Genomic DNA, 24,471 nt, shown 5'->3' on the forward strand with positions numbered 1-24,471 from the left:
GAGTTTTTGCATTTCAAACTCAAACATTTATAAAAATTTTTATGATTAGGATTGGCTTGATACCGCCTGAAGATCGTTTGAAGTATCTTCAGTTGACACATTACTGACTGAATTGAGTGCTGCTTGCAGGGTATGCCACGGCAGAATTGCGCATTTAACGCGTGTGGGTAAATCCCGGATTCCCGAGAAAACCGTTAATCGCCCCAAGTGATGGGGTTGATTGATATCTAATTTTCCGGTAGCCAATTCGCGGAATTCAGCAATCAACATTTCCGCATCTGAACGTGTTTTTCCTTTGATTGCCGTTGTCATCATCGAAGCGGAGGCTTTGCAGATAGCGCAGGACTCTCCCTCAAATGCAACGGCACTGATCCGCTCATCTTCAACTTGCAAAGTGATATCGAGACGATCACCGCATAATGGGTTATGACCGATGGCGTGGTGACTGGCTGGATTTAACTTGCCGTAATTTCGCGGCTTCCGGTTGTGATCCAGAATGACTTCTTGATATAGGGAATTGGAATGCATTATAAAAAAACCTTTTGAACAGTTCTGATGCCAGCAGCTAAAGCATCAATTTCAGATTTTTTATTGTAAAAAGCAAAAGAAGCGCGTGAAGTGGCTGGAATATTAAATCGCTGCATAACCGGTTGAGCGCAATGATGACCAGTTCGCACGGCAATACCATCTTGGTTCAGAATGGTACCGATATCGTGTGGATGGATGCCATCAATGGTGAATGAAATGACCGCGGCTTTTTGGGGGGCCGTGCCAATAATTCTGACACCTGGGATTTCGGCAAGGCTTTCGGTTGCATAATCCAGTAATGTGGATTCATACGCCGCGATATTTTCAATGCCGATCGCGGTTAAATAATCAATCGCAGCGCCAAATCCAATGGCAGCAGCGATGGGTGGCGTGCCGGCTTCAAATTTGTGCGGAATCGTATTGTAGAGTGTTTCTTCAAAGGTGACCGAGGCAATCATGTCACCGCCGCCTTTAAAAGGTTGCATGGATTCAAGCAATGCTGCCTTTCCATAAAGAATTCCGATGCCGGTTGGTCCACACAATTTGTGCGCTGAAAAAGCATAGAAATCGCAATCGAGCGCTTGTACATCGATCGCAAGATGCGGTGCCGCCTGCGCGCCATCTATCAGGACTGGAACGTCATGCCGATGAGCAAAGTCGATCATTCTTTTAATTGGATTAATGGTGCCAAGCGCGTTGGAAACATGAATCAAGCCGACGAATTTAGTTCGTTCGTTAAATAATTTCTCAAATTCGTCAATTTCCAGTTCACCGGTATCAGTGATGGGTACGACCCGGATTTTTGCACCTTTTTCATTAGCCAGCATTTGCCATGGAACGATATTCGAGTGGTGCTCCATGGTGGTTAGAATAATTTCGTCTCCAGCTTTGATAAACTTACGTCCATAGCCGTGCATGACCAGGTTAATCGAATCGGTAGTGCCGCTGGTAAAGATAACTTCGCGGTCTTCGCGAGCATTGATAAACCGCTGCAGCCTACACCTTGCATCATGAAACTCCATTGTCGCGACTTCTGATAGATAATGGACGGCGCGGTTTATATTAGCGTGTTGCGTAGTTTGATAGCGTACTAAGCGATCGATGACCGATTGCGGCATTTGACTGGATGCTGCATTATCCAGATAAACCAATTGTTTGCCATCGACTTTCAGCTTAAGTATTGGAAAATCTGTACGGATTTTGTCCCAATCCGGTTTGCTGAGTATGTCGGATTTCAGTGATGCTTGAGCGGCATTCATTTTCATGACTTTGATTCTTGAGTGAGGATGGCGTGCTCCAGTCGCTGCCGGAGTGACGTTACCGGAATGCGATTGATAATCTCTGCACCAAAAGCATATGTCAATAAACTACGTGCCGTGGCGGGCGATAAGCCGCGGCTTTCCAAGTAAAACAATTCTTCTTCATCCAATTGACCGACCGTTGCGCCATGGGCGCATTTCACATCGTTTGCGAAAATTTCCAGCTGCGGTTTGGTATTGACTTGCGCGGTCTTACTAAGCAAGAGATTGCGGCTGGATTGCGAAGAGTTGGTTTGCTGAGCATGAGGGCGGACAACGATTCTTCCATTAAAGACGGCGTGCGCTTTTTCATTAACAATGCATTTATGTTGTTGATAGCTCGTTCCATGAGGCTTGATGTGATCGATGCATGAATGTGTATCGGCGAGTTGCTGATTAGAAATCATGGTGAGTCCATCAATTGTACATTCCGCTGCCTCATCATTTAAAAAAACATTCTGGTTATAGCGGGAAATCCGGGCGCCTGTTGAAATACTGATTGATTGATACTGACTTGCGCGATCCAGTGAAACCGCGCAGTTAGCTAAATGGAAAGCTTCCAGATTCTCGCGCTGAATCCTGATATGCTTCACATTTGCATGCGGTGCAAGAAAAAATTCACTCACAGAATTGGTAATATATTTCGCGTTGTTATGAGCAATGTATTCTTCTACGAGAGTAATATTGCTACCTTCTTCGCAAACCAGGAGGCAGCGCGGGTAACTTGTCACTTCATTTTGAGTGGCGATAAACAATAAATGAATAGGGTCTCGAACGGTGGCATTTTTTGGAATTGAAACGACTGCTGCGTCACTGAGAAAAGCTGTGTTTAACGCTGTAAATACATTATCTTCATATTTGGCAAGCCTGCCGAGATGAGATTCCAAATATGCAGAGTTTGAAGATAAAAACATCGGTAAATTGCCAACCGTCAATGAAGTCGGATCAAAAATTGACAGACTGGAAGAAAAATACCCGTCAATAAATACCAAACGGATTTTTGCTTCCTTTAGGAACAAATGCTCAACATCCCCTATATGGATAATATTCTCAGGTTGCGAAGGCCGGAAAGGGAGATGAGTTAACGCGGAGATATCAGTGAATCGCCACTCTTCGTCGCGTTTGGTGGGTAATCTCAGCATACTGGCTTGATCGATTGCATTGGCACGCAATTGATTAAGCCACGACGATGGTTTTGTATTTGTGAAGGGCCATGATTCCAGAGAGCGTTCAAGATAGTCAGTATTAATAACCATGATCAGGCAGTTACCTTGTTTGTGGATTCGCTATGATTGATTACCCAATCGTAACCTCGTGTTTCTAATTCCAGCGCCAGCTCTTTTCCTCCCGTCAAAACGATACGGCCAGCATGCATTACATGGACAAAGTCCGGCACAATATAATCTAATAGGCGTTGATAATGCGTGACTAAAATGGTGGCATTATCTTTATTCATAATTTGATTTACGCCGTTAGCCACCGTTTTGAGCGCATCAATATCTAGTCCGGAATCCATTTCATCCAGAATGCTTAGCCGAGGCTCTAGCAAAGCCATTTGCAAGATTTCATTCCGTTTTTTTTCACCACCTGAGAAACCTTCATTTACACTGCGATCCAGAAAATCCGGCTTCATATTTAATAATTTCATTTTTTCTCGAACGAAATCATCAAACTCGAGCGGATCGAGTTCTTCTTTTCCACGTTGGGATTGAATGGTGTTATACGCAAGGCGCAGAAATTGTATATTCGCAACGCCAGGGATTTCAACGGGATACTGGAATGCTAAAAACAATCCGGCATGCGCTCGCTCCTCGGGAGGTAAATCAAGTAAGTTTTTGTTTTCAAATTGGATGGAGCCCGCTGTTATCTCATAAGCTGAATGACCGGCCAGTACTTTCGCGAAGGTGCTTTTGCCAGAGCCATTTAATCCCATAATGGCATGGATTTCACCGCGTTTAACTGTCAGATCAATTCCTTTCAGAATTTCCTTGCCATTGATGCTGGCGTGCAACCCCTGTACAGCAAGAATGGTTTTACTATTACTAACAATCATCCTACACTTCCTTCCAGTTTAAAGCTGAGAAGTTTCGTCGCTTCAACAGCAAATTCCATTGGCAATTGTTGAAACACGTCTTTGCAGAAGCCATTAATAATCATCGAGACGGCTTCTTCCGCGTCAATACCACGTTGGGAAAAGTAAAAAAGCTGATCTTCACCTATTTTTGATGTTGAGGCTTCATGTTCTACTTTGGCAGTATTGTTGTGTACTTGAATATACGGAAATGTATGAGCGCCGCATTGGTCGCCTATCAGCATAGAATCGCACTGCGAGTAGTTCCGCGCACCTTCCGCAGTCGGAGAGATTCTTACCAGGCCGCGATAGCTGCTATTTGAGTGACCGGCTGAAATACCTTTGCTAACTATCGTGCTACGAGTATTTTTACCGAGATGTATCATTTTTGTCCCCGTATCAGCCTGCTGATAATTGTTTGTAACAGCTACTGAATAGAATTCGCCTACAGAGTTGTCTCCACGCAGGATGCAGGAAGGATATTTCCATGTGATCGCGGAACCTGTTTCAACTTGAGTCCAAGATATCCGGGAATTCCTGCCTTTAGCCAGCCCACGTTTAGTGACGAAATTGTATATGCCACCAACTCCGTTTTCGTCGCCTGCATACCAGTTTTGCACCGTTGAATATTTGATATCTGCATCATCCAAAGCAATGAGTTCAACCACTGCGGCATGCAATTGGTTGGTATCGAATCTGGGTGCGGTGCAACCTTCAAGATATGAAACGGATGCACCTTCTTCTGCAATGATTAAGGTGCGTTCAAATTGCCCGGATCCTTCGGTATTTATACGGAAATAGGTTGATAGATCCATCGGGCATTTCACACCTTTCGGGATAAAACAAAATGAGCCATCCGTAAATACCGCAGAATTTAATGCGGCAAAGTAGTTATCTCCGACGGGAACAACCGATCCAAGGTATTTCTGGATTAATTCGGGATGATTATGTACGGCTTCCGATATGGAACAAAAAATAATGCCAACATCAGCAAGCTTCTGTTTGTAGGTGGTTGCGACCGATACGCTGTCGAAGATTACATCGACTGCGACGCCCGCCAATGCGGCACGTTCATGCATCGGTACGCCGAGTTTCTCGAACGTTCTCAGTAACTCAGGATCCACTTCATCCATGCTGGATAGCTTTTTTTTAGGCTTGGGAGCCGAATAATAGCTGATATCCTGAAAATCGATCGATGGATAATGGACATTCTGCCATTTAGGCTCGGTCATTGTCAGCCATGTTTTATAAGCTTCCAGTCGGAATGTTAGAAGCCATTCCGGTTCATTTTTTTTGGCCGAAATTAACCGGATAATATCTTCGTTTAACCCTTTGGGGGCAACATCGGATTCAATTTCGGTAACGAAGCCATGCTTATATGGTTGATTAACCAGACTTTGCAGTACTGCACTCATTTGGTTTCTTCCTTTATTTTCTAATTCATACTTTCAAAAGAAAGTGTGAATTGCCAGATAGTTTTTGTGATTTTCCAATAAAAAGAAAAATCTTATTTTTAATTATAAGGTAATTGCGTTTGATTCTTTAATGCTGAAACTATCTCCACACCCGCAGGTATTATCAATGTTTGGATTGATAAACTTAAAAACACTGTTGAGACCGTCTTTCGTAAAGTCAATATGAGAGCCATCAATGTATGGAAGACTTATACGATCGACAACAACCCTGATGTTGTTGGATTCGAACAATTGATCATCCGGGTTAATTTGATCAGCATAATCGAAAGTGTAAGAAAAACCGGAACACCCTGATTTTTTTACTCCGATGCGAAAAGCCAACCCCTTACCACGCTTCGCAAGTTGTTGCTGAATATGCTTTGCGGCATCATCAGTTAATGTAATTGCCATATGATTTATCCAATAAATTTAACTCTCTAAACAATATCACTGAATTTTCATATTATCTCTTAGATCATCCAGTCAGCACTGAAAGGACAATCCAAATTCGACATTAATAGAATTAATTCGTTCGGTAGTTATTTATTAGAGAATTTTTGTGAGTATTAATAAATCAATAACTTAAAACACTTTATTGTTTACGCCGCAGTAGATTCGCGCATATCAAGGAGCGGCACAATCGATCCGTTTTGTTGATTGATTTGATTGTCAACCAATTCTTTTAGCGTTACGGCACCAAGATATTCAAAAATCAGATCGTTCAATTTTGCCCATAGGTCATGCGTCATGCACTTTCCATCATTATGGCAATTCTCTTTGCCGCCGCACTGTGTTGCGTCGATAGGTTCATCAACAGCGAGAATAATATCCGCGACAGAAACTTTATCTAAATCCTTTGCGAGGCAATAACCGCCACCAGGTCCGCGAACACTGTCGACCAACTCGGATTGCCGCAATTTTGCAAATAACTGCTCAAGATAGGACAGTGAAATTTTTTGACGTTGACTGATGTCTGCCAAGGTCACCGGATGATTGCTTTGCTGCAAAGCTAGGTCTAGCAGTGCTGTAACTGCAAATCTACCTTTTGTTGTTAATCTCATGATTGGCTCCTATAAAAAACGAACGGGTTAAAGATAATGTTGCTTTTTTACAAATACCCGATTGATTTACTCAACTATACAATACCCGATTAATTTAGTCAACTATCTTTCGTATAAACCGAGATGGATTTCTAGATGGTGCAAAACTGGCGCGCTCAAACTTGTCTTGTATTAACGAAGATAAACCATATAGCTTTGTATGAAGCACTGGCCGGGAAATTGCTAAGCCGTTGCCAAAGGATGGCATCCGGTTACCAGTTTTGTTTTAAGAATCCGCTGTGTTTCCTGGGTGCATCTACCCTAGACCTCTGCCTGTCCGCATTTTCATGGACAGGCTTTCATTCACAAAAGGTGCCATTAAGCTTCATGCCGGAATAAACACCCCCCTGATCTTGCCGCGGGGTTGTTTATTAATGTTACGGCGCGATGCATCTTTTACCTTTGATGGATAAACGCGGGAACAATTTTGCTTCTAAAGTATTAAATCAGCATATCCAAGTTGTTTTCGCTTAAGGCGCCCGCGAATCTCTTTCGTCATGAATTCGTCAACGAGGCCGGCGACTGGTTTATCCAAAAGTGTGCGTTCCTTTTTCTTCTATAGGATTGTTACCAAGTGCTGCCTCATTTCTTGCTAAACGGTGAAGCTCGGGCGCTTCGGTAAGTGAAATTGTCAAGGTATGCGCCAGAATCCACTCGGAACTGTTTTTCAATAATGCGAAATCGATACTGAAAAGTGAGGCTGCTATCCGGCGAAAATCGGACACTAAGCCCATCTGAGTCTGCAATTTCATAACGCTTGGTTGATGATTTGACATTTTTCAGAAGTTTGTCATTGAGCGGCATTCTGCAAAAAGGTTTTTTACTGGAAAAGAACTGTATAATATTATTTATGCGTTAATTCTGTATATATGGGGTATGTACACAGAATTAGTGGTAATAGGTAAAATTTCTTGAAACGACTTGGAGCTAAAAAATTCATAACTCTATAATAAAAATAATAATATTATGATGCGGTGCGGATTTTTCTGGAATGATGTGAAACATGAAATGAATTGCGTGGAGTGCAAGTGGCTGGAGATTCGAATCCTCTCGCCCCGGCCGTTTGTAAAACACTTGCCGATATGATTTGTACATAACATGATGAGTAGGGATATTCCGTTTGATTTTCTGGTTGCAATTATAAACTCCTAAGATGCGCATATTGCTCAGTAACGATGACGGTTATTTTGCTCCTGGCTTAGCCTGTCTTGCTGAGTCACTCTCAAGAATTGCTGAGGTCATCGTCGTGGCACCAGAAAGGGATCGTAGCGGCTCAAGCAATTCCTTAACTTTAGATCGCCCACTTAGTCTTCACAAATCCCATAATGGTTTTTATTATGTCAATGGCACCCCAACTGATTGTGTGCATCTGGCAGTGACGGGGATGCTGGAAGTGATGCCCGATATGATTGTATCCGGGGTAAATCATGGCGCCAACATGGGAGACGACACCATTTATTCTGGCACGGTTGCTGCTGCAACAGAAGGTTTCTTACTCGGAATCCCCTCACTGGCGGTATCTTTGGTGAGTGCTTCGCACGGTAACTATATGACAGCTGCACGCGTCGCAGCCGATATGGTAAAACGCTTTAGTGAAAATGAAATCCAAAGCCCCATCTTATTAAATATCAATGTGCCTGATATCGAATACCAACAACTTCAGGGAATTGAAATTACCCGGCTAGGACGGCGGCATAAAGCGGAACCCGTGATTAAATCACAAAACCCTCGTGGTGAAATTCTATACTGGGTGGGAGCGGCAGGTCCTGCGCAGGATGCCGGAAAAGGTACGGATTTTTATGCAGTACAACATAACCGGGTTTCGATAACTCCTTTGCAGATTGATCTTACTCATTATGATCAAATGAGTCTGATAACAAAATGGCTAAATAGTTAAGTGCCTGTTATATTAGGATAATAATTTTTATAGGTGCTGATAGGTGAATGTTCGTCATTCTGGAATTGGTATGACCTCTCAGCGTACACGCATGCGCATGATTGAGCGTTTGCGTGCACAAGGAATTACTGATGAAGTGGTATTATCGGTAATGGGTACGATCCCTCGTCATATTTTTGTTGAAGAAGCTCTGGCAAGCAGGGCTTATGAAGACGTTGCCTTACCAATCAATTATGGACAAACCATTTCTAGCCCTTGGATTGTTGCTCGGATGACCGAGTTACTGAGGGCGGATTCCAATTTAGGAAAAGTTTTAGAAATAGGCACTGGGTGCGGTTATCAAACCGCTGTACTGGCACAAATAGCGCAGAAAGTATATTCAATCGAGCGTATCGGGCCGCTTCTAACTCGGACACGAATTCGTTTACAAGAACTGCAGGTTCGAAATATTTATCTAAAACATGCGGATGGGTTACTGGGGTTGGCTGAAGCAGGGCCGTTCGATGGTATTATCATGACGGCGGTTACAACGCATGTTCCAGCTTCACTACTCGATCAATTAGAGGTTGGCGGCCGCATGGTTTTTCCAAAAGGAACGCAGAAGCAAAATCTTTGCGTTATAGAACGCACCCCGCAAGGTTTTACCGAAACTGTACTTGAAGAAGTCAATTTTGTACCTCTGCTGGCTGGAGTCATCAAAAAGTAGTAGCGCGGGAATATCTAAATGAGAAAATGTAATGAATAATCCAATCAATTTCGATACTTGTAATTGTGTTCTCAGATTTATTCCTTCGTTAGGAAAGCGAATTTCATTGCAGTTTCATTTACTGTTTGTTACTGGCTTGTTTCTGGCTGGATGTAGCACCACCCAACCCCCGGTTCCGGTTGTCGACCGTGAGAAAATTAATTCATCCGGACCATTGAGACCCACCGAACCTGCTGCTATGGACGGTCAGATGTATACTGTTCAAAGAGGCGATACGCTATATGGCATTGCGCTTAAGCATGGCATTGATTACAAAAAATTGGTGGAATGGAACGAAATCGTTGATCCGAGATCGCTTCAACCGGGTCAGAAAATCCGGTTGTCCATGCCAGAAAAGGGATCTCAGCCAGTATTGTTTGCGCTTCCTCAACAACCTGTTACGACGACTATAGAGCCGGCTGCAGTTTCAACCGAGCCTGTGCCGATTTCTCATGCAGAAAATCCTCCGGAGGTTGCGGATACTCATAAGATAAAAACAAGCCCTAAAGCGTTTAAATTACCTTATTCGGAACAAAATGTAGCCCGGCTGCAATATCCAGCCAATAATCCACCGGCGATGGCACCGCCACCTGTTGCAGCTGCCGTGGCAACAGGGAGCAATGCAAAAATAGAGATGGCGCCGCCATCTCCCGAAACGCTAAAGTCAGACAAAGCATATGATTCTGATGCAACTAATTGGATATGGCCGACAAATGGAAAACTACTGGCGTCTTTTTCAAAAAACTCCAAAGGTGTAAAGATCTCAGGGCAAACAGGGCAACCGGTTCTTGCTTCGGCTGCCGGGGAAGTGGTTTATAGCGGCCATGGCCTGCGAGGTTACGGAAATTTAATCATTATTAAACATGATAATACCTATCTGAGCGCATATGCTCACAATAGCAAGCTCCTGGTCAAAGAAGGCGAAGCGGTGGTGAAAGGCCAGAAGATCGCCGAAATGGGGAATACCGATACGGACACGACTCAATTGCATTTTGAAATACGCAAGAACGGTAAACCCGTTGATCCGTTAGAATATTTAGCTAGCCCTGAAAAATCAACAACCGATTGATATCAGTAATAAAGAGTCATAGGTTCGATAGAGAAAGCGATCACGGCGGTCTAAGCGATGAACCGGTGGAAGACATGGCGAACTCAAATCTGCATGTGATGCGATTTCTAGGGTTGTCGTTTTTAAACTTCTTCTTCACCGGCTTATCGTCTTTCACATCCGGTAGCCGGCTGATGCCATGGCGCTGATAACAGCGATGCAGTATCTGCCATATAGGGAACGCTGATTAATTGACTGCACGAACGAATCACTTCGTTACGCGGTACTCGCATCCTCGCTCATCTTGTTGATATGTCTCGATTGCTGCGTTCTGTGCGCCTCGTGCCTCATCTCGTTTGCTAAATTAATCAGCGCTTCCCTATTGACTCGGCACAATAATACTTGAAATTTATGAATCGCCCCCCATCTTGTTGAAATGGAAAAAGACGACGCAAGATATTCGACGCTGGAGCAACTGCATGAACGGCGCAAGCAAGTGGTGCGGTTGCATCGCAAGGGCTACGGCGTGATGCAAATTGTTGAGCTCAGTGGGCTTTCGTATCCGACAGTTCGGTTTGCGATAGATCGGTATGAAGAAGGCGGATTTTCCGCCCTGAAGCCAGGGATGCGAGGCAAGCGTACTGGTCAAGGGCGGTCACTGACAGAGGAGCAGGAACAAGCCATCCGCAAGATCATTTGTGACAAGCGTCCGGAGCAACTGAAGATGGAATTTGCGCTGTGGAATCGGGCGGCGGTCATGCAACTGATAGAGCGGGAGTACAGCATCAAGCTGTCGGTGCGCGGCGTAGGCAACTATCTGTCACGTTGGGGTTTCACTCCCCAGAAGCCGATCAAGAAGGCCTATGAGCAGCGGCCTGAAGCCGTACAAGCCTGGCTCAACGAGCAATACCCGGAAATTGAGAAGCGCGCCAAGGCGGAAGGCGGCGAGATTCACTGGGGCGATGAAACCGCCTTGGTCAATACCGATGTGCGCGGTCGTTGCTATGCTCCGGCAGGCAAGACGCCAGTCACCTACGCGGCTGGTGGTACGCGACAGAAGCTATCGATGATTGCCGCAGTGACGAATCAGGGCAAAACACGCTGGATGATTATCGACGAGGCCTTCAACGCCGACAGGCTGATCGAATTCCTCGAAGCGCTGATCAAGGATGCCGGGAAGAAGGTATTCTTGATTCTCGACAATCTGCGGGTTCATCACAGCAAACAGGTCAAGGCATGGGTCGCTGAACGACAAGACAAAATCGAGCTGTTCTACCTGCCCAGCTATAGCCCGGAACTGAATCCGGAGGAACGCCTCAATGCCGACCTCAAGCATGCCATCGGGACGAAAGTGCCGGTGCGCACCAAGGCCAAACTCAAACTCGCTGCCACCGAACACATGGTTAAACTTGAACAATCACCCGAACGGGTCAAAAGCTTCTTTCAAGATCCGAGGGTCAAATATGCCGCTTGAAACTTCAAACTTCATCTGGCCGGATCAATAGTAATCATCGCGATCGCGATACATGACGACCGTGTAATGAACGCCATACTCGGTGCCCGGTTGGCGGTACGCGTCCAGATCAAAGGGGTAACCATGATTGGAATCAAGTTTGCTGGCAACCTTGTCCGCGTTAATTTCGTCGTACCAGTTCCATTCACCGGCATTCAACCGCTCTGCGACGGCCGAAAAGTATCGCGTATCGCCTGCATAATAGCCGCGAATCCGAACCGGCGTGACATCATGCTTGCGCAATTGCTTATCCAGTTCTTTGGCGGTTAAATGCGTGAACACCATCGAAGGTCCGGGGCGTTCTTCGACGATCGCCGCGTATTTGCGGACATCGTTAACCGTATAGACGGCGAAGTCGGCGATGCGATTTGAATCGGTTGCCGATTGTTTCAAGGCTGTTTCATCGAGATCGACACGGACATCCGACTTGGGCCCCGGGCCTTTGTGCAGCACCAGCGTGAAACGTATCTCACCGTTGACTTCACACGCAGTGACTGACACTGGCCGCGCGCCGCTAGCGGCGATTTTCGTATCAAGCTCAGCGGCGGTAAGTTCCGGTAAAAAAATACTCTCAATGCCTGCAACCCGGTAAATGATGGCGGCGAAACGCCGGTCGTCGTTGCTGCCATAAACTGAGAGCCGGACTTGGTGCATTTCCGGAAGTTCAGCATCGTCGATGCGTTTCGGATTGATATCGTGCGACCAGAGCCAGCCTTCAGGTGGATTTGGAGAAAATTTCATAGGTTCACCATTTTTTGTAGATCCGGAATTGGTCGATTGATGATCTCCCGTTCCGGGCGTGTTTGTTTTAAGGCTGCTATCGGTGCTGCAACCGATAATCATCGTGATTGCAAGCATCGCAACGATAGATTGCGGCCGGTAATGCATCATGAATTCTCCTCGGATATGGGTGGAAGCCGGTATTGCCGGGGTATTTTTCTGTGCCGATATTCTACTGCCAACCTGGCTTCAGACTGCTGTGATTTTTGTCACAGTCCGGAATCAATTACGTTAAGAGCAGCACGCTGTCCGCAAACTTCGAGCAGCGGAAGTTCGATAACGAAATGATTCCAACCGATCAAGCTATTAGCTATTAGCTTGTCTTTGTAAACCATTCCACGTGGCCATCGTTATTAGGCAACCTTTTACCCGATTCCAAGAAATGTATGACTGTACGAGCTTCAATTGACCGGACGCAAAGTAAGCGCATCACTTCTAAAAACATCACGTTGATGGACGCTGCGGCAGTTTGACTATGAATAAACTCAATATCGCTTATACCTGCAATGTCAGAAAGCTAGACATGGAAGATCCGCGGTATGGTGAGTTTGAAAGCCCGTCAACCATCGCTGCGATTACCGCAGCATTGGAACGAGCCGGTGCCGAAGTCGAGCTGATCGATGTCGGGCCGGATATTTATCATCAGTTGGAGAAAAGGAAAGATACGATCGATCTGGTGTTCAACAACACCGAAGGATTGGACGAACAGGAATTGCGCGAGGCCATCGTGCCGTTCTTTTGCGAACATTTGCATATTCCGTATTCCGGCAGCAGCCCGAAAACCTTCATCAATAAGATGGATAAAGCAACCGCGAAGCGGATTGTCGCATATGACGGTGTGCCCACTGCGAAATTCCAGTTGATGACGCCCGGCGACCGGTTGCGGAACTTATCGTTTCCGCTAATGGTGAAACCCTACAGTGAAGGCACCAGTATCGGAATCAGTCAGAACAGTAAAATCCATAGCGTCGCGGAGCTCAACGATGCGGTGGCTGATATCTACCGGCAATTCAATCAGCCGGCCTTAGTCGAGGAGTTTCTGCCGGGACTTGAATATACCATCGGCATCATTGGAAATAATGTGTTGCCGATCCTGGAATTCGATTTTGCAAAAATCCCCGGACAACCTCAGGTTCGGGATCCCTACGTTAAAAGCATTGAAAATCCTTATGTCACGACGCTGGATTGGGGGGAGAAGACCATCCATTTTGCAAAACTTGCCATTGCCGCGCATGAATCGCTGGAAGTGCGTGATTATAACCGCATGGATTTCCGCGAACGCGATGGCCGGTTATATTTTCTCGAAGCCAATGTCATTCCCGGCTTGCATCCTACCGAAGCCGATTTAACCAATATGTGCCGTCATGCCGATATTCCGCACAATGACATGATCGCTTTGATTGTCGATGCCGCGATTCAACGGCTCAAAAAACGCTACCCCGGCCGGTTCGATGGAAAAACTGCTGTTTTGGAAGAATTGTCAGCCGCTGCTTTTGCAAAAGCTGCAAAAAAGGGTGTGATTACACACCAGGATTGTGTTTATAACTTACTTGGAAATTAATGAGTCGATTAGAAATATGATTACTGCGATTACTAAAGACATGTGTCCAGCGCTTGAAAAAATTGCCATGCAGGATATTGGCGCAATGTATCAGCCGGATATCCGGGAAGAGCTGGATGGTATCGGAAACGGTAAATATTTTGGTTTTTGCGCGATAGAAAATGACGAGCCGGTCGGTTATGTGATTGCCAAAAGGACAGTCAATACGTATCAGCTGGTGGTAATCGCGATCGACAAAAATCATCGCAACAAAGGCTACGGCACACTGCTGGTGGAAGCGATTTTCACTGAAATTCAGAAGCAAGGCGGCAGGATATTAAACGTGATTACCGATGCCGATGCCAACGACAGCTTGCGCTTTTATCTTAAAAACGGTTTTGTCCTGACCGGCATCGTGCAAGACGAATTTATCTCCGGCGTGGCGCAGGCGCACTTGACCAAACGAATGGGATTCAATCCCTGACCCAATACTTTATGACCCGTATGTTTTCAACTTCCGATACAAACTTGAGGATACCAATATGAGAATCAAAGCGACAAAGATGGATGGATGCGGCAATTCTTTTTTAGTGATCGATGAAATGCAAACGCCGCTTGAGGGCTTTGATCGTTCTCAGATTTCATCGGCGTTGGCGATGCAGCAGGATACCGATGGTATTCTGTTTGTCGATCGCGCACAGGGCGCGCTGACAATGAAAATTTTTGACCGCGACGGCACTGAAGAAACCATGTGCGGCAATGGCTTACGCTGCGCAACGCGCTATTTCCGTGATCACTATGTTGCGAGCGATGTGTTTACCATCATTACCGGCGACGGCGCGAAGGAAGTTGTCGTCGAGCAAGAAATGGTGGAAGTGAATCTTGGCGAAGCACGGGACTTCCGGCAAATCGATCAGAATCTTTTTTATGCCTATACCGGTGTGCCGCATGTTGTTGTGATTGGGTCCGAAATCGATTTGGAGCCGGCGAGGGCATTAGGTAAAGCACTGCGGGAAGATAAGTCATTGTGCGAGTATGTCGGACATCCGGAAGGTGTTAACGTTAACTTTATCTGGCGTACCGATGACGGCATTGCCGTGCGCACTTTTGAAGTCGGCGTTGAAGACCTCACCTTGAGTTGCGGCACCGGCAGCGCCGCCAGCGCGTATGTGGCATCCAAAGTTTTTGGAACGGAACTGCCGCTTCGCGCCCATTCGCTGGGCGGCAGCTTGCGTGTCCGGGAAGATAAAGGCGGATTGGCGATTTGCGGACCAACGCGGTATCAAGGCAAAGTAATTGGTTTTGCCGCTGCAACACACGTGAAACCGGCCATGCCGGTCGATTTCTGGCAGCGCGATTATGCGTGGCAAGGGTTATAATCATTGCTCGCATGGACGCGGTAAGCATTGAGATGACTGCGTGCTGATTGTTGTTTGATAGGATTATTATGGATTTTGAATTCTCATGGGTAACTTTCTTTTTAATCATGGTCGCGATGGCGCTCGCCGACGTGTGCTGGACACTTTACTTCATTGACGTGGAGGAAAGAAGGGCGCATGCGGCGGCTTTCTGGTCGGCGATGATTATTCTGGTGACCGCTTTTACCGTCACCAATTATGTCGAGAACAAAATCTATATCGCCGCTGCTTTCCTCGGTGCTTATGCCGGTACCTACGTTACGATCACATGGAAGAAGAAAGTCGAAAGCCGGGAAAAATCCGGAAACAGAACTTAGGGAAATGCTGATTAATTCGGCGAACGAGAGGAAGCACGAGGCGCACGGAACGCAGCAACCGAGACATATCAAACAAGATAGGCGAGGATGCGAGTACCGCGCAACAAAGTGATTCGCTCGTGCAGTCTAATCAGCGTTTCCTTAGAAACCCGGCGGCATCGTGGCAAGCGATGGGGAAATCACCTTCCCCGGCGTGTAATGATTTGATTCGGCAGTCTTTCACAATCATCCGGGCATCCGGCGCCCGGCCGCTGGTTTGACAGCCTTTCCGGCTTTCAGTATATTCCAAACAACAGTATTATGACTTGTTTTCAAAAGCTCCTGCCTTAATATTCTCTGTTTGATTTCTTATGCATATCGTAGTAACTGGAATGGGGATTGTTTCACCGATCGGTATCGGTGTTGAGAAATTCTGGGAAAATGCAGTGGACGGTGTCAACGGCATTGCCAGTATTCAAAGTTTTGATGCTGCCAAACAGCGCTCCCGGATTGCCGGTGAAATCAGCGATTTCGATCCCGCAACGTTTTTAACCGCCAAGCAAATCGAACAAACCGACCGGTTTACGCAACTCGCGTTGCATGCCGCCAATCAAGCCATGACCGATGCTGGCAGTCTTGAAAGTTACGAACCGCGGCGGCTGGCCGTTTGTTTGGGGTCCGGCATGGGCGGATTTTCAACCTTTGAATACTCCGCGGCGCGTAAGCTGCAAAGCAAGTCGATCCCGCCATTTTCCGTGCCGCGGATCATGACCAATTCCGCCGGCGCTTGGATCGCCACGCGATACGGCCTGAAAGGAGTGAATCTAACCTGCAGCACCGCTTGCTCATCCGGCGCGAATGCCATCGGCATGGCGCTTGATCTGCTGCGCAGCGGTAAAGCCGATGCCGTAGTGACCGGCGGCGCGGAAGCCTGTGTATTGCCGCTGACGATGTCCGGTTTCGAAGCGTTGTTTGCATTGTCCACCGGTTTCAATAACGATCCGGCGCATGCCTCACGGCCGTTCGCCAAAGGCCGCGACGGCTTCGTCATGGGCGAAGGAGCGGGGATTTTGATCCTGGAGCGCGAAGAAGCCGCGCAGCAACGCGGCGCCAAAATTTATGCGGAATTGGCCGGTTACGGCTGCGCCTGCGATGCGACGCATATCGTCGCGCCGGATATGGGCGGGCAAGTCGCCGCAATGCAAGCCGCGCTCGACGATGCCGGATTGACCCCGGACAAGGTCGATTACATTAACGCCCACGCCACTTCGACACCGATCGGCGATGTCATCGAAACCAAGGCGATCAAGCAGTTATTCGGTGAGCGCGCGCCGGAAATCCCGATCAGCGCCACCAAGTCGATGATCGGCCACAGCATCGGCGCTTCCGCCGCGATCGGCAGCATCGCCGCGATTATGACCTTGCAAACCGGCACTATCCATCCGACCATCAACCTGCTCGAAGCCGATCCCGAATGCGACCTCGACTATACGCCCAACACCGCCGTACAAAAATACGTGCGCACCGTGCTGTGCAATGCCTTCGGCTTCGGTGGCAACAACGCCAGCCTCATTTATACAACCCGTTAAACTCACAATAGGTGCCATAACCATGGATACAGCAGAACTCGAAGCAAAAGTGATCGAATTCATCGCGTCGAAAGTCGACAATGTCGATGCCTCGACCATCACCACCGCCTCCAAATTCGACGAACTCGGGCTCGACTCGATGGACACCATTCAACTGCTGTTTGACGCCGAGGATATCTTCGGCGTCACCTTCGACGGCGAAGAAGTCAAAACCCTGCGTAGTGTTGGGGATATTATTGCTTATATTAGTGCGCACCCGCCGAAAGGGGGGTGGTAGAGTCGAGCAGAACCAACGCAAAGGGATATCGTGAACAATTCCGTATTAAATTTCATTAGTGACGTAATGGTTTGCGTCATTTCGGACGTCGAATTGTAGTTAGGCCCCTCAGAAGCGCTATGCCACTTCGTACACTCCCGCTCAACGAAACTGTGCTTGCCAAGATTCGGCGCAATATCCGCACTCACTGCGACACGTATTCTTCCGACGTAGTGGACATTCGCGACATCGGACGGGAACCTGCGGGGCGTCGCTTGGTGGAAGCAGACTTCTGGCCAATCGATGAGGCGATTAGGTACTTTGAACAAATGGCTGTCGCTAAGCGCGAAGATCGGATGCTCCGTGTGTTGGACTTGGGCTACTTCGCAATTGATCCGGCCAGTCACCGAGTTCCGGTTAGCTTCTCGATCGATGCTCGACTCGAAGCAGACTTACTCGTCATGCTTGATGCCTATGCCCAGCTGTACGACGTTGAGAATCGCCTCCGCTTCCTCTTTCATGAGAAACTCTGTGCTAGGTTTGGCGATGGATACCTGGCACACCTGCCGGCAAAGGTACGTGATGACATCGCACGAGAGAAGGAACAATACAGACACTATGTTGTGGATGGGCGTCGTGGGGAGCTTGATTTCTCATTGTTTTCACACCTCAAAAGGATCTTGACGAACAACGAGGACTTTGTTCCAGACGCTACTTCACGCATTCTCCTACAGGAAAGGCTTGACTACTTATCGGAGGCGCGGAACTTTGTGGCTCACCACAACTTGCTCTCAGCGGAAGAAGTGTCCCGAATCAAGGAATCATGCGCTGTTGTCAGGCGCATCATTCAGGATGCGCATGGAGCCAACACCTCGTTCAAGCCGTAGCCCAGAGCACCGCGCTGCTGGTCTAGGTTTGGTTCCAATGTTAGTCATTCAAGCAACAACTCTTCCAATCTTGTTACATAGGAGAATCATCAAAAATATGTTCATCGCAATGACAATCAATATGCGTCGCTTGTTGCTACTGCTCATCTCCACAGTCACTATTCTGTTGTACATGGGAACTGTCCATGCTGGTGTAGCAATCGTATTGCCTAGCGACCAACAAACCTCATGTGGTACTCCAAGTAATCCCATTTTTAGTTTTCCGTGCGGTGACGCGCATCTGGGTCCAGGATTGGGTACGATTCCTCCTGGTGATTCGTATGTTGTCGAGCAACGCGCTGCCGCGGAGTTTCCGATTGCTGGGATTGTCGGGCTTCACAGCGCGATTCTCGTGCTTACCGCAACCGGAAGGTCACCTTACCCCACTCTCCAGGGCGAGCCGGTGATTGAGTTTCGCGGCTATCAGGGTGACGGGCCGATTTCTGCTTTCGACGTAAGTGCAGGCACATTCTTGTTTACTGCACCATTTCCAAATCACCTTGCGACCTACAGCTTTGACGTAACAACCTTTGTCTCCGAAGCACTAGACGAAGGGTGGTCTTACGTGGGCTTTTCGTTGCGTGATGTGGCGTTTGGAAGTCACATTTCATTCAATCCACGGCAATCTGGGAATGGTAACTACCTTCAAATCGACGCAGATTTTGTCCCTCTTCCTTCGATTCCGGAGCCTTCCAGTTACGCTTTGATGTTGGCCGGATTGTGCATACTGGTGGTTTCAGCCCGTAACCTCTCTTCACCGCTCCGGCATCTCAGCGCGAGGCGTGCCTTTTGAGTTCCGGCTGGTGATTCTTTGTGCCGAGGCGGGCTTCGACGTTTAATCAAGTATTGCACCATGGCTAACCCGCGTAAGGCAGAAGCTGAAAGTGAACCAACATTAATAGGGCCGTGGGTTGGGATAAACTTGCAACCCCCAACATTTTCAACGGTATAATCTTTTTTTGAGCATAGGAATAATTTACATGATACTGAATGCTATTATCGAAAAGGACGGATTTGGCTACTTTGCCCAAATTCCTGAATTAAAAGGTTGCGTAACGCAGGGCAATACTTACGAGGAAGCGCTTTTGAATATTCAAGAGGCTGCTGAACTATATTTAGAAAGCCTTGAAACAGAAGAATTACATGCGCTTCAGAAACGCAAGGTAATCATATCTCCCATAGAAGTGGCTATCCGTGCCTGAATATCCAAGGCTTACCGCAAAAGAAGCAGAAAAGCTTCTTCTCCGTAGTGGGTTTGTTTTGGATCGGCAAAAAGGAAGTCATCGGATTTATATCAAGAGAACTTATCGAATGGTTTTGCCCAGTCATGCCGGAGAAATATTACACCCAAAAATCATTAAACAGCTTTTTGAAGTCATTAATGAAGCTGAGGACAAAGCCTAACGCAACGCTCCAGCGGACTTGCTTCGCCCGCCGCTGAGCTTTATTTTAAGTTTCTATACAGCAGGTTCAAATCAATGCTCCACCCTAGAACATTTCAGGTTAATGAGGCTTGGATCGTATTCAAGCTAAACGAGATTCCGATTACCACCGAGGCAGACGGCGGCTTTAATGTCATTGCGCTGATGGACGCGGCGAGTTGCTTTATTCTGGGTACCGGATTTGTGCCCGTCGCTGCCGCCGAATTACCGGAAATGGAAGCCAAGCGATTGCTAAACAGCGGTAAAGCGCGCAAGCAGCAGCTTCCCAAAACGCTCTACGTTCCGGAAAATCTGATTGCCGATGTTTTGTGCACCGAGGCGGAACGAAACGGGATCACCGTCATTCGCGTTCCCGAGAGGCAGCTTTTGGTTTTCATCGGCGAAGCCCGTGAGGGATTCAAAGCACACATCGGTGGAAGTGGTCTTCAGTGAATCCGCGTAAGGCGGAAGCTGGAGGCGTGCCGCTGGCTGGCCGGATTGCCCGATTAACTTCCGTGCTGTACTTTTTTAATGGATTGAACCGGAGTTTTGTGATGACCATTGAACAACTCGAAGCTGAAGCTCTGAAGCTGCCGCGGCATATCCGGGCCCGCTTGGCCGAAGCATTGATTTCCAGCCTGGATGAGGATTCGGAAATTGAGCAAGCGTGGGAAGAGGAGGCTGAGGCGCGCTACCAGCGTTACTTGGCCGGTGAAGAAGAATTCGTCTCGGCCGCCGAGGCATTGGCTCGGCTCCGCTCCGAACTTCAGCCGTGAGGCCGATTGTCTTGCTGCGTGCTGCTCAGGGGGACCTTCGCCGGGCGGCGCGTTTTTATGAAGGAGAAGCTACAGGCTTGGGCGTAGACTTCCTGGCGGAGATACAGCGTATCTTTACCCTTTTGGAGGAAAATCCTGCACCGAGGTGCACGCAAGATTCTGGCGCGGCGATTTCCCTACCTTATCATCTACCGCACCGAGGCTGAGCATACTCTTGTGCTCGCGATCGGTCACCAGCGCCGCCACCCGGACTTCTGGCTTCAGCGCGGCTAGATTCCAGTCAAACTTGCGTAAGCCGGAAGCTGGAAGTACTCCGCCATACGGAATTGCTTGTGTGCTCAAAGTAATTACACTATAGTTGCACGGATATCGCAACCTATTCACGTTTCTCATGGCTCATCTCATCAAAATCGGCAATTCCCAAGGCATACGCATCCCCAAGCCGCTTATCGAACAGGCTGATTTGGAGGGTAAAGATTTGCAATTGCAAGTCGTGGAGGGCGGTTTGTTGATTACGCCCAAGAAAGCGGCGCGAGAAGGTTGGGGTGAATCCATTGAAGGCACATTGAAAGCTCACGGCGCGGAGCCGCTGGATCAGGAATGGCTGAATGCGCCGTTGTCTTCCGATGACGACTGGAACTGGTAATGCCGAAAGTTTCGCGGTTCCAGGTTTGGCTGGTGCAACTCGACCCGACGCAAGGCTCGGAAATCAACAAAACAAGACCTTGCGTTGTGATTTCCCCGGACGAACTTTCCGCTTTATCTACCGTGCTGATGGCACCAATGACAACCCAAGGTTTTGAATTCCCCTGCCGGGTTACTTGTAGTTTCAAAGGAAAACAGGGTTTGATTTTGCTCGATCAAATCCGGGCGGTCGATAAAACGCGGCTGGTAAAAAAACTTGGCCTCATTGATGAGGCGACGCAAATGGATTTGTGCCAGCGATTGCATGAATTGTTTGCTTATTAACAGGTTGTTGAATAACCCGCTAGCGAGAGGAAAATAATCATGTCGACTAATACCGTTCGTCTTCACCGCGTGCTTCGCGCGCCTGCCGAGAGAATTTACCGGGCTTTTCTGGATGCCGATGCGCTGGTTAAATGGCTGCCGCCGGATGGTTTTACCGCGAAGGTTCATTACATCGATGCGAAAACCGGCGGCCGTTTCAGGATGTCTTTTACGAACTTCAGCACCGGACATAGCCATGCATTCGGCGGCGAGTATCTGGAATTACTGCCGTTTGAGCGTATTCGCTATACCGACAAGTTCGACGACCCGAATCTGCCGGGGGAAATGCAGGTGACGATTTCGTTAAAACCGGTTTCCTGCGGCACCGAGTTGGATATCGTGCAAGAAGGGATACCGGCGGTGATTCCGGCTGAAGCCTGCTACCTTGGCTGGCAGGAATCGCTGACGCTGTTGACTCGGCTTGTCGAAGCCGGGATTCCGGATCAACCTTTGTGAGAAGCCAGACATTACTTTCATTTCGCCGTTTTTTGCGGCGTTAATCGTATAACGGCAATGCACCACAACCATCGCTTCACGGTCTTACCGGTTCTTTTTCTCTTGTTGATCACGCTTTCCGGTTGTGTTCATCATCCGTTGGTTACCACGCCTTATCCACGCTGGGGGGAAGAAACGGTGATCGGGCAGGGCGGTGAAGCGCCGTTGATTTTGCGTACGTTGTCACCGGCGCAACCGGATCAATCAACCGCCTGTGTACTGCTGGTGCACGGCATGAACGAGCATATCGGGCGCTACGGCGAGGTGGCGCGCTATTTCTCGCGGCATTTTTTCGTGGCCGGGTTCGATCATTATGCGCATGGCCTTTCCAATCCGGAGTTGCGCCGTGCGGATCAGGCGCTGGCGGAGGGAGTTGAGCGAGTCGATGTCGGCGATGCGTATCTGGCGCAATCGGATTTGTACGATCTGGAGCCGTTGCGGCAAACATTTGGCCGCGCGTTGCAAGCCTTCATCGCGCAGTGCGATGCGCAAGGCGACCCGCAACGGCCGGTGTTCATCGTGGCGCATAGCCTGGGCGGGCTGGTGACTGCATCGTATCTGCTCAAACATCCGCAATCGGCTTTGGCTCAACGGTTGCAAGGCGTGGTTTTTCTCGCGCCCGCGTTTGCCGTGAGCGAACCGCCGGGCTGGCGCGGCTGGATTGCTAATCCATTGATCAAGCTGTCGTTCCACGCTGAAACGCATTTTTTGCATCCGCACGATGAGCCGTTGCCCTTATTGCTGTTCAATCAAGCGTTCTCGCTGGTGACGGTGCCGGTATTGGACGGTTTGTTCGAGGTGTTTTCCTGGCCGGGATTGCGCAACTTCTTTACACCGGTTTCACCGGCCTGGGTGACGGATTATCTGACCGACAGCGATGTGGAAAAAGCGCGGTTGCGCGCCGATCACTGGATCGTACGCCGCAGCCTGTTGCGTTACGTCAAAGGGATCGAGCAGGAAGTCGTGAATTTCCGCCGCCAAATGGCAGATTTCCCGATCCCGTACTACCTGATTTATGCGGAACGGGATCCGATTACTCCGGCTTGGGGTAGCGAAGAATTTGCCGGTGCGACGTTGAAGCGAAATTCTGCGAATGAAATCCGCAAGCTGCCGGGTTTGATTTACCATCAGCATGTATTTCTAAAAGAACCGCTGCGTACGGGGTTATTGGATTCGATTGAACAATGGATTCATCGCCAGATGCATGTGCAACCGTAGCGATTTTCAACGCTAAAAACAAATCCCGCTACGCGAGCGGGATTTGCTGTGAATACCGGATAAACCGGATTAAGCGGCTTGTTGTCTGCGGCGCGCTGCGAAGCCGAGTAAACCCAATCCAACCAATAACATGGCGTAGGTTTCAGGTTCCGGAACCGGCGCGATACCGGCGACACCAACGGTGAAGCCGTGCCAGTTCTCACTGGTATGGGTAAACGAGATGGAATCGAATGAACCAGGTAAGCGGATAACGCCATGGACCTCGCCGGAGCCGAAGAAACCGGTGCCGCCCGGATTCAAGGCCGGTGTGCCGTTACCCCAATATCCCGGACCGAAGCTGTCGATCTCGATTGGCACGCCGAAATCGACGGTGTTGCCGTTCCAACTCGCGAGGGCGATATAGGGATCGATCACGGTTTGCGAGAACGTAATGGTGACAGTACCGCCTGAACTCAGCGCGATAATGTCGGATGCCGGCGGTGCGTTATCAACGGTGCCGTTGGTATAAGCGGATCCTGTCCAATAGTTGGTTCCAGGGCCGGTGGTGACAAACGCGTGTGCGCCGGTGGCGGAATATCCAACGCTGACCGACTCCGATCCGACCGATAAGCTGCCGCTTGCAGAAAACGAATCGGTGGAAGAAGTCCAATCCGTCCATGATACGGGCACAGCAAAAGCGGAAGTGGATGCAAAAGCGGTGATCAAAGATCCTAATGCAAGGGGTAATAAACGTTTCATAATGTTCACCTTCTGAATGTGTGAATAAAAAAACCTTGGCTTGCCAAACTTAAGGAAACACAGATTGATTGACTGCACAGACGAGTTGTATCGTTGCGCGGTACTCGCTCCCTCGTCTATCTGATTGATATGCCTCGGTTACTGCGTTCCGTGCGCCTCGCACTTCATCACGTTCGCCGAATTAATCAGCGCTTCCTTGAAGAAATACTTAACGCTATGTTTAGCAAGGGCTATGTATACTAACCGCTGGCAAGATTTAATTCTGTAGTAAGATGATCCTTAATAAACAGGACAAATGTACTAGTTTTTGTGAGTTCATCATCAAGATTGCAGTTTTTGCGGTGCCCAACTAAATG

The 24,471-nt window shown here is 48.2% G+C and carries 32 protein-coding genes; 21 read left to right on the forward strand and 11 right to left on the reverse strand.

The features are described 5' to 3' along the window. Window positions 1-45: 45 nt before the first annotated feature. The 8 genes from sufU to RBH92_RS05885 all read right to left on the reverse strand — a co-directional run bounded on the left by sufU (window position 46) and on the right by RBH92_RS05885 (window position 7,227). A complete protein-coding gene (gene sufU, locus RBH92_RS05850) occupies window positions 46-528 on the reverse strand; it encodes a Fe-S cluster assembly sulfur transfer protein SufU (RefSeq protein ID WP_292916277.1) in 483 nt (160 codons plus the stop codon). After that, a complete protein-coding gene (locus RBH92_RS05855; protein WP_307933932.1) occupies window positions 528-1,787 on the reverse strand; it encodes a cysteine desulfurase in 1,260 nt (419 codons plus the stop codon). Before RBH92_RS05855 ends, sufU begins: the two co-directional genes overlap by 1 nt. A 2-nt stretch (window positions 1,788-1,789) precedes the next feature. Next, window positions 1,790-3,082, reverse strand: coding sequence for a Fe-S cluster assembly protein SufD (sufD, locus tag RBH92_RS05860; RefSeq protein WP_307933679.1), 1,293 nt, complete (start codon window positions 3,080-3,082; stop codon window positions 1,790-1,792). Between the two features lie 2 nt (window positions 3,083-3,084). Then, entirely contained in the window at window positions 3,085-3,879 is a 795-nt protein-coding gene (gene sufC, locus RBH92_RS05865; RefSeq protein WP_292916280.1) for a Fe-S cluster assembly ATPase SufC, read from the reverse strand. Next, window positions 3,876-5,312 (reverse strand): Fe-S cluster assembly protein SufB, encoded by a 1,437-nt coding sequence (gene sufB / locus RBH92_RS05870; RefSeq protein WP_292916281.1) that lies wholly within the window; start codon window positions 5,310-5,312, stop codon window positions 3,876-3,878. Before sufB ends, sufC begins: the two co-directional genes overlap by 4 nt. A 102-nt stretch (window positions 5,313-5,414) precedes the next feature. Further along, window positions 5,415-5,762, reverse strand: coding sequence for a HesB/IscA family protein (locus tag RBH92_RS05875; RefSeq protein ID WP_307933680.1), 348 nt, complete (start codon window positions 5,760-5,762; stop codon window positions 5,415-5,417). Between the two features lie 188 nt (window positions 5,763-5,950). Continuing rightward, complete coding sequence (iscR, locus tag RBH92_RS05880) at window positions 5,951-6,412, reverse strand: Fe-S cluster assembly transcriptional regulator IscR (RefSeq protein WP_292923255.1); 462 nt, start codon at window positions 6,410-6,412, stop codon at window positions 5,951-5,953. 566 nt (window positions 6,413-6,978) lie between these two features. Next, window positions 6,979-7,227 carry a hypothetical protein gene (locus tag RBH92_RS05885; protein ID WP_307933681.1) on the reverse strand — a complete coding sequence of 83 codons (249 nt, stop codon included), beginning with the start codon at window positions 7,225-7,227 and terminating at the stop codon, window positions 6,979-6,981. A 377-nt stretch (window positions 7,228-7,604) separates the two neighbouring features. Between RBH92_RS05885 and surE the strand changes: the two genes are divergently transcribed. The 4 genes from surE to RBH92_RS05905 all read left to right on the forward strand — a co-directional run bounded on the left by surE (window position 7,605) and on the right by RBH92_RS05905 (window position 11,615). After that, window positions 7,605-8,348, forward strand: coding sequence for a 5'/3'-nucleotidase SurE (gene surE, locus RBH92_RS05890; RefSeq protein ID WP_307933682.1), 744 nt, complete (start codon window positions 7,605-7,607; stop codon window positions 8,346-8,348). Window positions 8,349-8,391: 43 nt separating this feature from the next. After that, complete coding sequence (locus RBH92_RS05895) at window positions 8,392-9,054, forward strand: protein-L-isoaspartate(D-aspartate) O-methyltransferase (RefSeq protein ID WP_307933683.1); 663 nt, start codon at window positions 8,392-8,394, stop codon at window positions 9,052-9,054. Window positions 9,055-9,085: 31 nt separating this feature from the next. After that, window positions 9,086-10,162 (forward strand): peptidoglycan DD-metalloendopeptidase family protein, encoded by a 1,077-nt coding sequence (locus tag RBH92_RS05900; RefSeq protein WP_307933684.1) that lies wholly within the window; start codon window positions 9,086-9,088, stop codon window positions 10,160-10,162. Between the two features lie 415 nt (window positions 10,163-10,577). Next, window positions 10,578-11,615, forward strand: a complete 1,038-nt coding sequence (locus RBH92_RS05905; RefSeq protein WP_307931811.1) for an IS630 family transposase — start codon at window positions 10,578-10,580, stop codon at window positions 11,613-11,615. 24 nt (window positions 11,616-11,639) lie between these two features. Here RBH92_RS05905 and RBH92_RS05910 read toward each other — a convergent pair whose 3' ends face one another. Then, complete coding sequence (locus tag RBH92_RS05910) at window positions 11,640-12,545, reverse strand: hypothetical protein (RefSeq protein WP_307933685.1); 906 nt, start codon at window positions 12,543-12,545, stop codon at window positions 11,640-11,642. A 364-nt stretch (window positions 12,546-12,909) separates the two neighbouring features. On the opposite strand from RBH92_RS05910, the gene RBH92_RS05915 reads away from it, so the two are divergent. The 4 genes from RBH92_RS05915 to RBH92_RS05930 all read left to right on the forward strand — a co-directional run bounded on the left by RBH92_RS05915 (window position 12,910) and on the right by RBH92_RS05930 (window position 15,709). Beyond that, window positions 12,910-13,995, forward strand: coding sequence for a D-alanine--D-alanine ligase family protein (locus RBH92_RS05915; protein ID WP_307933686.1), 1,086 nt, complete (start codon window positions 12,910-12,912; stop codon window positions 13,993-13,995). A 16-nt stretch (window positions 13,996-14,011) separates the two neighbouring features. Next, window positions 14,012-14,458, forward strand: coding sequence for a GNAT family N-acetyltransferase (locus RBH92_RS05920; RefSeq protein ID WP_307933687.1), 447 nt, complete (start codon window positions 14,012-14,014; stop codon window positions 14,456-14,458). 58 nt (window positions 14,459-14,516) lie between these two features. Then, window positions 14,517-15,353, forward strand: a complete 837-nt coding sequence (gene dapF, locus RBH92_RS05925) for a diaminopimelate epimerase (protein WP_307933688.1) — start codon at window positions 14,517-14,519, stop codon at window positions 15,351-15,353. Between the two features lie 68 nt (window positions 15,354-15,421). Continuing rightward, window positions 15,422-15,709 (forward strand): hypothetical protein, encoded by a 288-nt coding sequence (locus RBH92_RS05930; RefSeq protein ID WP_307933689.1) that lies wholly within the window; start codon window positions 15,422-15,424, stop codon window positions 15,707-15,709. A 130-nt stretch (window positions 15,710-15,839) separates the two neighbouring features. Here RBH92_RS05930 and RBH92_RS05935 read toward each other — a convergent pair whose 3' ends face one another. Beyond that, entirely contained in the window at window positions 15,840-15,998 is a 159-nt protein-coding gene (locus tag RBH92_RS05935; protein WP_307933690.1) for a hypothetical protein, read from the reverse strand. Between the two features lie 61 nt (window positions 15,999-16,059). On the opposite strand from RBH92_RS05935, the gene fabF reads away from it, so the two are divergent. The 13 genes from fabF (at window position 16,060) to RBH92_RS06000 (ending at window position 23,377) form a co-directional block, all read left to right on the forward strand. After that, window positions 16,060-17,277: a beta-ketoacyl-ACP synthase II gene (gene fabF / locus RBH92_RS05940; RefSeq protein WP_307933691.1), complete on the forward strand. Its 1,218-nt coding sequence runs from the start codon at window positions 16,060-16,062 to the stop codon at window positions 17,275-17,277. Between the two features lie 22 nt (window positions 17,278-17,299). Further along, window positions 17,300-17,554 carry an acyl carrier protein gene (locus RBH92_RS05945; RefSeq protein ID WP_307933692.1) on the forward strand — a complete coding sequence of 85 codons (255 nt, stop codon included), beginning with the start codon at window positions 17,300-17,302 and terminating at the stop codon, window positions 17,552-17,554. Window positions 17,555-17,673: 119 nt separating this feature from the next. Then, a complete protein-coding gene (locus RBH92_RS05950) occupies window positions 17,674-18,420 on the forward strand; it encodes a hypothetical protein (RefSeq protein WP_307933693.1) in 747 nt (248 codons plus the stop codon). 172 nt (window positions 18,421-18,592) lie between these two features. Next, window positions 18,593-19,252: a PEP-CTERM sorting domain-containing protein gene (locus RBH92_RS05955; RefSeq protein WP_307933694.1), complete on the forward strand. Its 660-nt coding sequence runs from the start codon at window positions 18,593-18,595 to the stop codon at window positions 19,250-19,252. Window positions 19,253-19,439: 187 nt separating this feature from the next. Further along, entirely contained in the window at window positions 19,440-19,661 is a 222-nt protein-coding gene (locus RBH92_RS05960) for a type II toxin-antitoxin system HicB family antitoxin (protein WP_307933695.1), read from the forward strand. Further along, window positions 19,654-19,863 (forward strand): type II toxin-antitoxin system HicA family toxin, encoded by a 210-nt coding sequence (locus RBH92_RS05965; RefSeq protein ID WP_307933696.1) that lies wholly within the window; start codon window positions 19,654-19,656, stop codon window positions 19,861-19,863. The genes RBH92_RS05960 and RBH92_RS05965 overlap by 8 nt, the downstream gene beginning before the upstream one ends. Before the next feature lie 74 nt (window positions 19,864-19,937). Beyond that, window positions 19,938-20,333 carry a hypothetical protein gene (locus tag RBH92_RS05970; protein WP_307933697.1) on the forward strand — a complete coding sequence of 132 codons (396 nt, stop codon included), beginning with the start codon at window positions 19,938-19,940 and terminating at the stop codon, window positions 20,331-20,333. Then, window positions 20,330-20,656: an addiction module protein gene (locus RBH92_RS05975; protein ID WP_307933698.1), complete on the forward strand. Its 327-nt coding sequence runs from the start codon at window positions 20,330-20,332 to the stop codon at window positions 20,654-20,656. Before RBH92_RS05970 ends, RBH92_RS05975 begins: the two co-directional genes overlap by 4 nt. Before the next feature lie 186 nt (window positions 20,657-20,842). Next, window positions 20,843-20,929 (forward strand): hypothetical protein, encoded by an 87-nt coding sequence (locus tag RBH92_RS14960; protein ID WP_374049965.1) that lies wholly within the window; start codon window positions 20,843-20,845, stop codon window positions 20,927-20,929. 118 nt (window positions 20,930-21,047) lie between these two features. Further along, the gene (locus RBH92_RS05985) at window positions 21,048-21,302 is read left to right on the forward strand and encodes an AbrB/MazE/SpoVT family DNA-binding domain-containing protein (RefSeq protein WP_307933700.1); all 255 of its coding nucleotides are present in this window, start codon (window positions 21,048-21,050) and stop codon (window positions 21,300-21,302) included. Continuing rightward, complete coding sequence (locus RBH92_RS05990; protein WP_307933701.1) at window positions 21,302-21,625, forward strand: type II toxin-antitoxin system PemK/MazF family toxin; 324 nt, start codon at window positions 21,302-21,304, stop codon at window positions 21,623-21,625. The genes RBH92_RS05985 and RBH92_RS05990 overlap by 1 nt, the downstream gene beginning before the upstream one ends. A 39-nt stretch (window positions 21,626-21,664) precedes the next feature. Further along, a complete protein-coding gene (locus RBH92_RS05995) occupies window positions 21,665-22,120 on the forward strand; it encodes an SRPBCC family protein (RefSeq protein WP_307933702.1) in 456 nt (151 codons plus the stop codon). 57 nt (window positions 22,121-22,177) lie between these two features. After that, on the forward strand, window positions 22,178-23,377 hold the full coding sequence (locus RBH92_RS06000) for an alpha/beta fold hydrolase (protein WP_307933703.1): 1,200 nt from the start codon (window positions 22,178-22,180) through the stop codon (window positions 23,375-23,377). 69 nt (window positions 23,378-23,446) lie between these two features. On the opposite strand, the gene RBH92_RS06005 is transcribed toward RBH92_RS06000, so the two are convergent. Beyond that, on the reverse strand, window positions 23,447-24,115 hold the full coding sequence (locus RBH92_RS06005) for an FxDxF family PEP-CTERM protein (protein ID WP_307933704.1): 669 nt from the start codon (window positions 24,113-24,115) through the stop codon (window positions 23,447-23,449). Window positions 24,116-24,471 lie beyond the last annotated feature (356 nt).

The organism is Nitrosomonas sp. sh817, from assembly GCF_030908545.1.
GTDB lineage: Bacteria > Pseudomonadota > Gammaproteobacteria > Burkholderiales > Nitrosomonadaceae > Nitrosomonas.